The organism is Komagataeibacter xylinus, assembly GCF_004302915.1.
GTDB classification, from domain to species: domain Bacteria; phylum Pseudomonadota; class Alphaproteobacteria; order Acetobacterales; family Acetobacteraceae; genus Komagataeibacter; species Komagataeibacter xylinus_C.
Genome location: NZ_QQBI01000002.1, coordinates 136,601 through 149,449 on the forward strand (window position 1 = coordinate 136,601; position 12,849 = coordinate 149,449).

The following is a 12,849-nucleotide window of genomic DNA, read 5'->3' on the forward strand; positions in this document are numbered from 1 at the left end:
TCTCATCACGCACAGGCGGCGGCCACGACCGCATCGGGGTAGCTGCCCGCCATGCCCGCCAGCGCAGTGTTGCTGAGCATGACAATGCTCATGCCCCGCGCCCGGTCAACCACCCATTGATGCCCGTACACACCGCCCCATGTAAAACTCCCTGCGCTGAGTGGCGTGCGTGCGGCAGTGGAATCCGTAATCACGGCGCCACCATAACCAAAGCCACGCCCGCGCATGAGCGGCCCCATTTCAATCGCACCCGTGGCGTTGCGCCCGAACAGCATGGCCGATGCGGGCGAGAGCAGCCCCTCGCCGCCAAGCCGCACTGCCTCGAGAAACGCAAGGAATTCAGGCGCATTGCCCACCATGCCCGCCCCACCCGAGGGATAGGAGGTCGGGTCATATATCCGGTCGGGCGCAAAACGGATGGCCCCCACCCCGCCACCGGGCAGCAGGCGGGGCAGCACGTATTGCGCACCCATGCGAATGGGGGCGGGCCTGCCATCGGCGTAGCAGGTGGCGAGCGTGCCGGGCGGTGGCGGGGCAAAGCCCGTCTGCTTCCAGCCCAGCGGGCCGCCTACATGATGATGCAGCGCCTCGGGCAGCGTGCACCCGGCCACGGATTCGATCACGCCGCCCATCACGTCCAGCCCCAGCGAATAGGCCCATCCCTGCCCCGGCACGAAGATGAGGCGCGTCGTGGCCAGCCGCGCCAGATTATCCACCAGCGAAAGCCCCGGCTCGGCAATGCCGTCGGACACGCCTGCGCGGGTATAGGGATTGTTATCCTGCGGAAAGGAGAAGCTGTAGGTCAGCCCGCTGGTATGGGTGAGCAACTGGTGCGAGGTGATCTGGCAGGGTCCGCCACCCGGCAGGGCAGGACGGAAATCGGGCAGGTAGCGCGTGATCGGGGCATGAAGGTCGAGCCGTCCTGCCTCCGCCAGGGCCAGCGCCACGGCGGTGATGGCCGGCTTGGTCAGCGAGGCGAGGCGAAAGGGAGTGCCCACCTGCATCGGGCGTCCGTCCTCACGGTCGGCAAGGCCCACGGCCTCGCGCACCACCACCTCGCCATCAACGGCGATGAGCACCACCGCGCCGACCAGACGGCCTGCGGCCACGGCACTTTCCATGACATCACGCACCCGCCCGGCCATGCGGGTCGTTTCCGGCTGGGTTATGGACATGACCGTGCCTCCTTCATGACTGGCGACGCAACACGCGAACTGGCCCCCGCCCGTAAAGCGGCGTAACCTTGTGGCATGATAGCACGCCTGTTTTCCAAGACATTATGCCTCTCCCTCCTGTTATGCGGTAGCACGCTTGCCACGCTCCCGCAGGCAGGGGCCGCAACGCCCGCGCCCCAGCCTGACATGCCGCTACAGGCCACCCTGCCCAACGGGCTGCGGGTCGTGATCGTGCCTGACCGGCTGGCCCCGGTCGTGAGCACCGAGATCAATTACCTGGCCGGTTCGGCCGCGGCACCGGCGGGCTTTCCCGGCACGGCGCATGCGCTCGAGCACATGATGTTTCGCGGCAGCGAGGGGCTGGACCGCGACCAGCTTGCCGCCATCGGGGCAAGGCTGGGCGGCAACTACAATGCCGACACGACGGAAAACGTGACGCAGTTCTTCTACACCGCCCCGGCGGAAAACCTCGACGTGCTGCTGCATATCGAAGCCCTGCGCATGAAGGGCCTGACACTGGCCGCCGATGACTGGGCGCATGAGCGCGGCGCGATCGAGCAGGAAGTCTCGCGCGACCTGTCGAGCCCCGGCTATGTGTACCTGGCCCGCCTGCAATCCATCCTGTTTGCAAACACGCCTTACGCGCATGACGCGCTGGGCAGCAGGCCATCCTTTGACAAAACCGACACGGTCCTGCTGCGCCGCTTCTATCGCGACTGGTACGCCCCCAACAACGCTATTCTGGTCATTGCCGGTGATGTTGACCCCGCCCGCACCATGGCGCAGGTGCGCGCGGCCTTTGGCCCCATTCCCGCCCGCGCGCTGCCCGCGCGCCCGCAGGTCCATCCCGGCCCGGTCCATGCCCAGACGCTGCATTTCCCCACCGACTACCCGGTGGGGCTGGTGGCCATTGCCAGCCGCATGCCCGGCCAGAACAGCCATGATTATGCCGCCGCCCGCATTCTGGCCGATGTGCTGTCCAGCCAGCGCGGGGCGTTGTACGAGCTCGTGCCGCAGGGCCGCGCGCTGCTGTCGAGCTTCGATTTCGTGACCAAGGCGGATGCGGGCATCGGCATCGCCATTGCCGCCTTCCCCAAGGGCGGCGAGGCAGCCCCCCTGCAGGCCCGCATGCAGGATATATTGAAAACCCTGCGTGAAAACGGCGTACCCGCCGATCTGGTCGAGGCCGCGAAACGCAAGGAACTGGCCCAGCTCGGTTTTGCCGCCAACAGCATTGCAGGTCTTGCGGAAAGCTGGTCGGAGGCCCAGGCCATCATGGGCCTGCAATCGCCCGATGATGAAGCCACCGCCTTTGCCGCCGTCACACCGGAGGACGTCAACCGCCTGGCCCGGCAGGTGCTCGACCCGCAGCAGGCCATCACCGCCATTCTCACCCCGCGTGATGGCGGCCACCCGGTCGAGGGCAAGGGTTTTGGCGGCTCGGAATCCTTCGCCTCCACCCCCGATCACCCCGTCAGCCTGCCGCAATGGGCCAATGACAGCCTGATGGGCGTGAATGCCCCCACGCCCTCCGCCCAGCCTGCCGCCTTCACGCTGCCCAACGGGTTGCGCCTGATCGTGCGCCCGGCCACGGTCAGCCATACGGTCAGCCTGTACGGCACCATCCGCCAGAACGAGGACATGCAGGAGCCACCGGGCAAGGAAGGCATTGCCGACATAACCGATGAGATGTTCCGCTACGGCAGCACCACGCATGACCGGATCGGGTTGCAAAAGGCGCTTGATGACATTGCCGCAACCGAAAGTGCCGGTTCCGATTTCAGCCTGAGCGTGCTCACGCCCGATTTCGAGCGCGGGCTTGACCTGCTGGCGGAAAACGAACTGCACCCCGCCCTGCCCGAAGCCGCCTTCAGGGTGGTGCAGGCCAATGCGGCGGCCTCGCTGTCGGGGCTACTGCATTCACCTGACTACCTGTTTGGCCGCGCGATGCAGGCCGCCGTCTCGCCCAAGGGTGATCCGTCGCTGCGGCAGGCCGAGCCTGCGGGCATCATGAAACTCAGCGTGGCGGACTGCCGCGCCTTTTATGCCGCCGCCTACCGGCCTGACCTGACCACCATCGTCATTACCGGCGACATCACGCCCGATGCCGCCTACAAGGCCATTGCCCGCACCTTTGGTGCCTGGCAGGCCACAGGCCCGACCCCCGTAGTCGACCTGCCGCCGCGCCCCGACAGCACGGCCAGCGTGACCCGCGTGCCTGACCCGTCCAGCACGCAGGCTACGGTTTCCCTGCCCGAGAGCCTTGGGCTGACGGCGACAAACCCGGAGCATTTCGCGCTCAACCTGGGCAACGAGATTCTGGGTTCGGGCTTTTCATCCCGCCTGTATCGCGACCTGCGGGTGCGCACCGGCTATGTCTATACCGTGCGCAGCCACCTGACATGGAAGCGCCAGCGCGCGGCCTACAGCATCTCGTTCGGCGCTGACCCGCAGAAGGTGGACGCCGCGCGCGCTGCTGCGATACAGGACATCATCGCCATGCAGACCCAGCCTGTCAGCACGGATGAACTGGCCATGGCGCGGGCGGGCATGCTGCGTGGCCTCGCGCTGCAATCGGCCAGCCTCGACACCATTGCCGCGGGTTACCTGCATTTCAGCGACCTTGGCCTGCCGCTCAACCAGAACGATATCGCAGCCCGGGCCTATTATACCATGAGTGCGGAAGCGATCCGCGATGCCTTCCGCAAATGGATACGCCCCGATGACCTTGCCGAGATTATCAAGGGCCCACCCGCAACACGGTAAAAGCAGATGAAAGTTTTTGGTGAAGCTTTTTTCAAAAAGCTTCAGAGAACGCCGCTTTTTTGAAAAAAGGCGGCACCCAAAAACTTTCATTCTTTTCTCTCGACATAAAAAAAGGGCGGTGCATTCCTGCACCGCCCTTTTTTGTGCCCGGCACCAGCCCACGCATGCGCGGGCCGGAGCCTGTGGCTCGGATCAGCTCTCGGCGTTACGGCGACGGATCGCGGCACCCAGAATATCACCCAGCGACGCACCGCTATCGGAAGAACCGTAGTCGGTGATCGCCTGCTTGTCCTCCTCGACCTCTCGGCCGCGGATGGTCAGGGCCAGCTTGCGGGCAGCGCGGTCAACCGACACGACCTTCGCATCAACGCGCTCGCCAACGGCGAAGCGCTCGGGGCGCTGGTCGGCCTTGTCACGGGCCAGTTCCGCACGGCGGATGAAGCCGGTCAGAACGTCGTCAACCTTCACCTCGATGCCGTTCGCCTGAACCGCGGTCACGATGCAGGTCACGACCGCACCCTTCTGCACCTTGCTCAGCGTGTCGGCTGCGGGGTCTTCATGCAGCTGCTTGATGCCCAGCGAGATGCGCTCTTTCTCCACGTCCACGTCCAGAACCTTGGCCTTTACGACCTGGCCCTTCTCGTAGTGGCTCATGGCGACTTCGCCCGGCTCGTCCCACGACAGGTCGGACATGTGAACCATGCCATCGATGTCGGCGGAAAGGCCGATGAACAGGCCGAACTCGGTGATGTTGCGGATCTCGCCTTCCACCACGGAACCAACCTTGTGTTCCTCGGCGAACTGCTCCCACGGGTTGCGCTGCACCTGCTTCAGGCCCAGCGAGATGCGGCGCTTCGCGCTGTCCACATCCAGAACCATCACATCGACTTCCTGGGAAGTGGCGACGATCTTGCCCGGATGGACGTTCTTCTTCGTCCAGGACATCTCGGACACGTGCACCAGGCCTTCGACGCCCGGCTCGAGCTCGACGAACGCACCGTAGTCGGTGATGTTCGTGACACGACCGGTGTAGCGGGCACCCGGCGGGTACTTGATCGCCACGTTCTCCCACGGGTCAGCCTCAAGCTGCTTCATGCCCAGCGAGATGCGCTGCGTGTCGGGGTTGAAGCGGATGACCTGCACGCGGACCGGCTGGCCGATCTGCAGCGCCTCGGACGGGTGGTTGATCCGCTTCCATGCGATATCGGTCACATGCAGCAGGCCATCGACGCCACCAAGGTCGACGAACGCACCGTAATCGGTGATGTTCTTGACCACGCCATCGAGGATCATGCCTTCCTTCAGGCCCTGGATCAGCTCGCTGCGCTGCTCCGCACGGGTCTCTTCGAGCACGGCGCGACGCGACACGACGATGTTGCCGCGCGCGCGGTCCATCTTCAGGATCTGGAACGGCTGGGGCACGCCCATCAGCGGGGTCACGTCGCGCACGGGGCGGATATCGACCTGTGAGCCGGGCAGGAACGCCATCGCGCCGCCGAGGTCGACCGTGAAGCCACCCTTGACGCGGCCATAGATGGTGCCGTTGACGCGCTGGTTGCCTTCGAACGCCTTTTCAAGGTTCGACCAGGCTTCCTCACGGCGGGCCTTCTCGCGCGACAGGACGATGGACCCGTCACGATCTTCGTACCGCTCGACGAACAGTTCGATGACATCACCCGGCTTGACATCGGGGGTAACGCCCGGCGGGCCGAATTCCTTGAGGGAGACGCGCCCTTCGCTTTTCAGGCCGACATCGACGATGGCGTATTCATCCGTCAGGCGAACGACGCGACCGGTGACGACGGAACCGTCAAACGCGGAATCGCGACCGAGGGTTTCCTCGAGGAGATCGGCAAAGTTCTCGACGGGCTGTGTTGTGGCTGAAGCCATGAGTTACTCGTAAATCCTGTAACCACATCATGACCGCGCGGCGGCGGATGTGGACAATCCTGCGCCCCCGCCTGCCCGCCTGCGCGGTAACATGGGAACGACTTGCCCGGGCTCCCAACCACGACACGGTCGCGGCACGCCTGCGGGCCAGATGTGAAAGATCATGCCCGGCGCTGGCGCGCGGGGCATATACCGTTGAGCACAGACACCCTATGGGCGGCGCATGTCAATAAAAACCGTGCCGGGGGCGAATGGTTCGCGCACAAAAGCGCGCTAGCGCGTCTTCAGCGCCACGATCCGCAGGGCCTCGGCCAGGACTGCGGCGGCATCGAGGTGGTCGGTCTCGATATGCACGGCGTCATCCGCCGGGCGCAGGGGCGCGGTGGCGCGGGCGGAATCGGCCGCGTCACGCGCCGCGATCTCGCGCTCCACCTGTGCGATCTGTGCCGCGCGATCAGGGGCGTCGGGGTCGGTGGCCATCTGCTCCCACCGCCGCTCGGCGCGCGTGCGGGCCGAGGCCGTAATGTAGAGCTTGACCTGGGCGTCGGGGAAAATGACCGTGCCGATATCGCGCCCGTCGAGCACCGCGCCATGGGCACCGGCAAAGCGGCGCTGCACATCAACGAGTACCCGGCGTACGGCGGGCTGGGCGGCCACGAGGCTTGCGGCACGGTCCACCTCGGGCACGCGCAGGTCGGTGCGGCGCAGGTCTTCCATGCCCACGGTGGCGGCAAATTCCTCCGCCGGGGCGGTGGCGGGGTCATGCCCGGCATCAATCATGCGCCGCCCGGTGGCGCGGTAGAGCAGGCCGGTGTCGAGATAGGGCAGGCCCAGCGCCTCGGCCAGACTGCGGGCCAGCGTGCCCTTGCCCGCCGCGGCCGGGCCGTCAACCGCTATGACCAGGCGCTGCGTCATGCCGCAAGCCCCGCGCCGATGCTGTTCATCAGCCCCACGAATCCGGGAAAGCTCGTGTCGATGAAGGCGGTATCATCCACGCTGACCGGCTTTTCGGCTGCAAGGCCCATCACGATCGCGCTCATGGCCAGGCGGTGGTCCATGCGGGTCTCGACCAGCCCGCCACCGGGAATGGCGCCGCCTGTGCCATGCACGATCATGTCATCGCCGACCACGTCCACCTTGATGCCATTGGCCTCAAGCAGCGCCACGGTGGCGGCAAGGCGATCGCTTTCCTTCACGCGCAGCTCCTCCAGCCCGCGAAAGCGCGACTGGCCCGTGGCATGGGCGGCGGCCACGGCCAGCACCGGATATTCATCGATCATCGATGGTGCGCGGGTGGCGGGCACGTCCACGCCATGCAGCGCGCCTGCGGTGGCGGTCAGGTCGCCTACCGGCTCGCCGCCCTCGACACGCTCGTTGCTGATGACGAGATCGGCCCCCATCTCACGCAGCGAGGTAAACAGCCCGGTGCGCAGCGGGTTCAGCCCCACGCCCTGCACGGTTACCTTCGAACCCGGCACCAGCAGCGCTGCCACCAGCACGAAGGCAGCAGAAGACGGATCGCCCGGCACCACGATGTCACGCGCGACAAGGTCGGGGCGGCCCTGGAGCGTAATCACGCGCCCGCCCGCGCCCATGGGCTCGACATGCACCTGCGCGCCGAAGTGGCGCAGCATGTTTTCCGTATGGTCGCGGGTGGCGACGGGTTCTTCCACCCGGGTCTTACCCACCGCGTTCAGCCCGGCCAGCAGCACGGCGGACTTGACCTGGGCCGAGGCCACCGGCAGCCGGTAGGCCAGCGGCGGCGGGTTGGCGTTGCCCGCGATGGCCAGCGGCAGCCGGCCGCCCTGGCGCGAGAGGAAGGTGGCCCCCGTGGCGGCCAGCGGGTCGGTCACGCGCTTCATCGGGCGGCCACGCAGGCTGGCATCGCCCGTCATGACCGAGGTGAAGCCGTGGCTGGCCAGAATGCCCGACAGCAGGCGCGCCGCCGTGCCGGAATTGCCCATGTCCAGCACATCGGCGGGTTCACGCAGCCCGTCGAGCCCGCAGCCCTGCACGCGCCACTGGCCTGCCCCCTTGCGGGTGATGTCCGCGCCAAGGGCCCGCATGGCATCGGCGGTGCGCAGCACGTCCTCGCCTTCCAGCAGGCCGGTGATGTGGGTCGTGCCGCGCGCAAGGGCTGCAAACATCAGCGAGCGGTGGCTGATCGACTTGTCACCCGGCACATGGACCGAACCGGACAGGGGCGCGCGCGGGGCATGAACCGTCAGCGCGCGAACGGAAGAAGGGGCATGATCGGTTTTCATAACGCATCCCATTCCGTATTCCGGGTGACAAAGTCAATCACAGATCGGCATGATCGGGGTGCCGGGGTGCGGGGGCAATGTTTGACATCAGCCGCGCAAACTGGCATGGGGCTGCGCCTTTTGCCACTTCCGGATACGGTGGCTCCATTCATCATCAAAAACAGGATCGACAGGTTCAAGATGGCTCAGTCCAACCTCGGCACCAAACGTGTCTGTGTCTCCTGCAGCGCCCGTTTCTACGATCTGAACAAGAATCCGGCCGTCTGCCCCAAATGCGGCGCTGAACAGCCCGTGGAACTGCCGCGCCTGCGCCGCCCGGTGGAAGCTGCCCCCGAATCCAAGCCCAAGACCGGCGATAACGCGGTCGATAACGACGTGGATGTCGATCTCGACGCCGATGCGGATGAGGATGCAGACGCCGTGCTGCCTGACGACGCGGGCCTTGATGACGATGATGACGACGACATCAGCAGCGCTGACATCGACGTCAAGACCGACAAGGACGACCACGACAACTGATCCTGACCGGCCCGGAGTCCACGCTCCGGGCCGTTTTTGCATCAGGCGGGGTTGCGGCGCTCGATCTCGACGCCAACCGATTCGGCATCATCGAAGATGTCGAGTTTTTCCACACGCACGCGCGTGATGCGCACGCGCCTTTCCGCCAGCACGCCTACCGCGATTCGCTCGGCCAGCGTTTCCACAAGGGCGACATGCCCCTGTGCCACCAGCGCGCGCACCAGCAGCACCACACGTTCATATGATACCGTGCGGGCCAGATCATCCGCCCCCACCTCCAGCGAGGCGCTGTCAGCCACGCCAAACATCACATTGACGCGAATGCGCTGGGTTACGCCCTGCTCGTGCTCGAACACGCCGATATGGGCATCAAGCACCATGTTGCGCACGAACAGGCAGCGCAGGTTTTCAGGTTCATTCCACGGCGGGAATACGGACATGGTGGTTCCTGTCGGTCGGGGGCTTCAGCGCGCGGGTGGCGTGGGTGACCACTGCATGTGCTGGCCGCCATCAAGGGCAAGCATCTGCCCGGTTACGGATGGCAGGCAGATCAGCGACAGGGCCGCGCGCGCGATCTCATCAGGCGTGGCAACCCGGCCGAGCGGCACGGAGGCGCACTGGCGGGCAAACTGCTCCGGTGTCTGCCGTGGCGTGGGCAGCACGGGGCCGGGGCCTATGGCGTTGACGCGAATCTGCCGTGGCGCCAGGGCCAGCGCCATGGTCTGGGTCAGCGTCCATAACGCCGCCTTGGACACGGTATAGCTGACAAAATGGGGCGTGAGCGACCATACGCGCTCATCAAGCATGTTCAGCACCATGCCATCCGCGCCCTCGGGCAGCAGGCGGGCGAATTCCTGCATCAGCACGAAGGGCGCGCGGGTATTGGGCTCCATATGGGCATCCCACCCTGCCCGTGTCGCGTCATCCCATTCATCACGCATGAACATGCTGGCATTATTGACCAGCACGCCCACCGGGCCGAGCGCGCGGGTCGCCTCGGCCACGAGCGGCGTGACCATTGCCTCCTCCGCCAGATCGGCGGGCAGCAGCACGGCCCTGCGGCCTGTAGCGCGGATTTCGGCAGCGGTCTGTTCCGCCGCCTGCGCGGACGTGTTGTAATGCAGCGCGATATCGAAACCCGCCTGCGCCAGTTCCAGCGCAATGGCGCGGCCAAGGCGGGCCGCGCCGCCAGTAACAAGGGCTGCGCGCGGCATGCCGGCAGGCACCGGCCAAAGCGTGCTCATGCGGGCCTGCGCGCCATGATGGCGGCAGCCAGCGTGCCATCATCAAGCACGTCAAGCGCGCCGCCCACCGGCACGCCCTGCCCCACGCGGCTGATCTTTATGGTGTCAAAGCGGGCCAGCCGCTCATGCAGCCAGTGCATGGTGGTGGCCCCCTCCACCGTGGCGCCAAGGGCCAGGATCACTTCGCGCACGCTGCCCCCGGCAATGCGGTCGAGCAATGGCTGCACGTTGAGGTCATCCGGCCCGATGCCGGACAGGGCGGACAACGTGCCGCCCAGCACCTGGTACACGCCGCGATGCACGCCCGCGCGCTCGAGCGCCCACAGGTCGCCCACGTTCTCCACCACGCACACCAGTCCCGCATCGCGTGTGGGGTCGGCGCAGATGGCGCAGGGATCGGTCGTGTCGAGATTGCCGCAGCTCGAGCAGGTGCGCACGGCACGCGCCGCCTGCTCCATGGCCTGCGCCAGCGGCAGCATGCGGGCATGGGGCTGGCGCAGCAGGGCCAGCGCCGCCCGGCGGGCCGAGCGGGGCCCGAGCCCCGGCAGGCGGCCCAGCAGGGTCACCAGCCGGTCGATCTCACCCGGCCCGCTCATGCATGCCCTCCTGTGCCCTGGTTCAGAACGGGAATTTCATCCCGCCCGGCAGGTTCAGGCCGCCGGTGACCTTCTTCATTTCCTCGCTGGCGGTGGCGTCGAGCTTCTTGCGGGCATCGGCGCTGGCAGCAAGAATCAGGTCCTGCAGCATTTCCATCTCGGCGGGGTCGGCCAGCTTGGGGTCGATGGTGATCGACTTCATGTCGCCCTTGCCGTTCATGGTCAGCGTGACCATGCCAGCGCCCGCGCTGCCTTCAATGACCATGTCTTCAAGCTTGGCCTGCATTTCTTCCATGCGGGCCTGCATCTGGGTGGCCTGTTTCATCAGGCCGGCAAGATTTTTCATGTTCAGTGTCTCTCCTCAGGCAAAATCATCTGCATCCAGGTCGTCCTCTTCTACCAGATCGGCATCAAGAGGGGCGAATTCGAGGTCTGGCGCCAGACTTTCCAGCGCCAGTTCTTCGGGTGGCAGGCCATAATCATCGAGCGCGTGGTCGGTTACGGCACCAAGGCGGGCGGTGGGAAAAACCGCCAGCACCGCCTGCACCAGCGGGTGGGCCTGGGCCTGCGCGCGGTGCAGCTCGATGATCTCGGCCCCCTGCTCTGCAATCGTGGCCTCGCCTTCCTCTTCGGACTGGCGGACCTGCCATGTGGCATCGCCCGTCATCTCGCGCAGGAAGGTTTCCAGCCGCCGGGCCAGGCCGGGCAGGCTGTTGCGCTCCACCCGGATCGTAATCAGCGGCGGCTCAAACGCGACAAGATGCACCGCATGGTAAAGATGGCCATGCAGCATGGCGTCACGCCCCGACACAAGGGCCAGGGTCTCGCGCCACGTGCGGGGCGCGGGCGCAAGCGGCATCTCCTCCACCCGGCCGATCTCGGGCGCGGGCCGCGCCGTGGCATCGACCCGCACGCCGCCATTGGCCACCATGCGGATGGCCCCACCACCACCGCCCTCCGGCCCCGGCGCAACACTGGAGGATGCGCCAGCCTGCACCCCGCCCCCCGTGGGCGCGGCAGGAGAGGCCGAAGCCTGTACGGGCGCGGCCGCGGCATCCTGCCCCAGCACGCGGCGCACCACATCGCCCGGCGGCGGCAGGTCAGCCACGTAGCACAGGCGGATCAGTACCATCTCGGCGGCCTGCCTGCGGTCAGGCGCCTGCTCGACCTCGGCCACACCCTTGAGCAGCATCTGCCATGTGCGGCCCAGCACCGGCACGGGCACGCGCTCGGCCAGGGCCGCCCCGCGCAGGCGCTCTGCCTCGGGCATCTCGGGGTTGTCACGCAGGGCGGGAATGGCCTTGAGGCGCGAGACGGTATGCACAAGCTCCAGCACATCGCCCAGCATCACGCCCAGATCGCCACCGCGCTCATACACATCGCCGGTAATGGCCAGCGCGCGCTCCGGGCGGCCTTCAAGCACGGCATCGAGCAGGTCGAACACCAGCCCGCGATCGGCCAGGCCCAGCATGCCCGCCACGAGGTCCAGCCCGATGGGGGCGGCATCCGTGCCGCCCTCGCCATCAAGCGTGCCCTGGGCTATGGCCTGATCGAGCAGCGACAGCCCATCGCGCACCGAGCCATCGGCAGCCCGCGCGATCAGGGCCAGCGCATCAGGGGTGAAGGTGACGTTCTCGGCGCGGGCCACGCGATCGAAATGGGAGGTGAGTTCCACCTGCGGCACGCGGCGCAGCGCGAAGGTCTGGCACCGCGAGAGCACGGTGACCGGCACCTTGCGCAGTTCGGTCGTGGCGAAGATGAAGGTGACCTGCGCGGGCGGTTCCTCCAGCGTCTTGAGCAGCGCGTTGAACGCGTTGCGCGAGAGCATGTGGACCTCATCGATGATGAAGACCTTCATGCGCCCCTGCATGGGGCGGAAGCGGGTCGCCTCGATGATTTCGCGCACGTCGTCCACGCCGGTGCGCGAGGCGGCATCCATCTCCAGCACATCGGGGTGGCGGTCAGCGAGGATGGCCACGCAGTTGGGGCACACGCCGCACGGGTCCGCCGTGGGGCCGCCTTTGCCATCAGGCCCGGTGCAGTTGAGCGCGCGGGCAATGATGCGCGCCGTGGTGGTCTTGCCCACCCCACGCACGCCGGTCAGCATGAAGGCATGCGCCACGCGCCCGAGCGCAAAGGCGTTGCGCAGGATGCGGACGGTGGTTTCCTGGCCGATCAGGTCATCGAATGTGGTGGGGCGGTATTTGCGGGCCAGCACGCGGTAGGGTGCGGCGGGTTCTGCATCCGCCACGGCGGGCGATGCCGATGGCGGCGGGGCGTCACCAAACAGGCCGGGGCCATCTGCGGGCGGTGCAGGCAGCCCGGCCTCCTCGGAACGATCCTGATCCGACGAAACGGTCATTGATGCATCCGGGCTGGAGAAGTAGCCATGGCG

Annotated in this window: 12 protein-coding genes; 2 read left to right on the plus strand and 10 right to left on the minus strand. The window is 66.7% G+C overall.

Annotated features, from left to right (window positions below; all coding sequences use genetic code 11):
* Positions 1-5 precede the first annotated feature (5 nt).
* Positions 6-1,175: a serine hydrolase domain-containing protein gene (locus DV027_RS02335; protein ID WP_130730348.1), complete on the minus strand. Its 1,170-nt coding sequence runs from the start codon at positions 1,173-1,175 to the stop codon at positions 6-8.
* Between the two features lie 75 nt (positions 1,176-1,250).
* Here DV027_RS02335 and DV027_RS02340 point away from each other — a divergent pair, with 75 nt between their 5' ends.
* Positions 1,251-3,941 (plus strand): M16 family metallopeptidase, encoded by a 2,691-nt coding sequence (locus DV027_RS02340; protein WP_130730349.1) that lies wholly within the window; start codon positions 1,251-1,253, stop codon positions 3,939-3,941.
* A gap of 31 nt (positions 3,942-3,972) precedes the next feature.
* On the opposite strand, the gene DV027_RS18020 is transcribed toward DV027_RS02340, so the two are convergent.
* From DV027_RS18020 to aroA, 4 genes are all read right to left on the minus strand, one after another.
* Positions 3,973-4,107 carry a hypothetical protein gene (locus tag DV027_RS18020; RefSeq protein ID WP_275100961.1) on the minus strand — a complete coding sequence of 45 codons (135 nt, stop codon included), beginning with the start codon at positions 4,105-4,107 and terminating at the stop codon, positions 3,973-3,975.
* A gap of 26 nt (positions 4,108-4,133) precedes the next feature.
* A complete protein-coding gene (rpsA, locus tag DV027_RS02350) occupies positions 4,134-5,831 on the minus strand; it encodes a 30S ribosomal protein S1 (RefSeq protein ID WP_130730351.1) in 1,698 nt (565 codons plus the stop codon).
* Between the two features lie 273 nt (positions 5,832-6,104).
* The gene (gene cmk / locus DV027_RS02355) at positions 6,105-6,746 is read right to left on the minus strand and encodes a (d)CMP kinase (protein WP_130730352.1); all 642 of its coding nucleotides are present in this window, start codon (positions 6,744-6,746) and stop codon (positions 6,105-6,107) included.
* The gene (aroA, locus tag DV027_RS02360) at positions 6,743-8,095 is read right to left on the minus strand and encodes a 3-phosphoshikimate 1-carboxyvinyltransferase (RefSeq protein WP_130730353.1); all 1,353 of its coding nucleotides are present in this window, start codon (positions 8,093-8,095) and stop codon (positions 6,743-6,745) included. Before aroA ends, cmk begins: the two co-directional genes overlap by 4 nt.
* 180 nt (positions 8,096-8,275) lie before the next feature.
* Here aroA and DV027_RS02365 point away from each other — a divergent pair, with 180 nt between their 5' ends.
* Complete coding sequence (locus tag DV027_RS02365; protein WP_130730423.1) at positions 8,276-8,614, plus strand: TIGR02300 family protein; 339 nt, start codon at positions 8,276-8,278, stop codon at positions 8,612-8,614.
* A 41-nt stretch (positions 8,615-8,655) separates the two neighbouring features.
* Here the strand turns inward: DV027_RS02365 and folB are convergent, their stop codons facing one another.
* From folB to DV027_RS02390, 5 genes are read right to left on the minus strand one after another with little or no spacing between them, the layout of a single operon-like run.
* Complete coding sequence (gene folB / locus DV027_RS02370) at positions 8,656-9,054, minus strand: dihydroneopterin aldolase (RefSeq protein WP_130730354.1); 399 nt, start codon at positions 9,052-9,054, stop codon at positions 8,656-8,658.
* Between the two features lie 24 nt (positions 9,055-9,078).
* A complete protein-coding gene (locus tag DV027_RS02375; protein ID WP_130730355.1) occupies positions 9,079-9,858 on the minus strand; it encodes an SDR family oxidoreductase in 780 nt (259 codons plus the stop codon).
* Entirely contained in the window at positions 9,855-10,454 is a 600-nt protein-coding gene (gene recR, locus DV027_RS02380; RefSeq protein WP_130730356.1) for a recombination mediator RecR, read from the minus strand. Before recR ends, DV027_RS02375 begins: the two co-directional genes overlap by 4 nt.
* Before the next feature lie 22 nt (positions 10,455-10,476).
* On the minus strand, positions 10,477-10,800 hold the full coding sequence (locus DV027_RS02385) for a YbaB/EbfC family nucleoid-associated protein (protein ID WP_130730357.1): 324 nt from the start codon (positions 10,798-10,800) through the stop codon (positions 10,477-10,479).
* 15 nt (positions 10,801-10,815) lie between these two features.
* Complete coding sequence (locus DV027_RS02390; protein ID WP_130730358.1) at positions 10,816-12,816, minus strand: DNA polymerase III subunit gamma/tau; 2,001 nt, start codon at positions 12,814-12,816, stop codon at positions 10,816-10,818.
* Between the last annotated feature and the right edge of the window lie 33 nt (positions 12,817-12,849).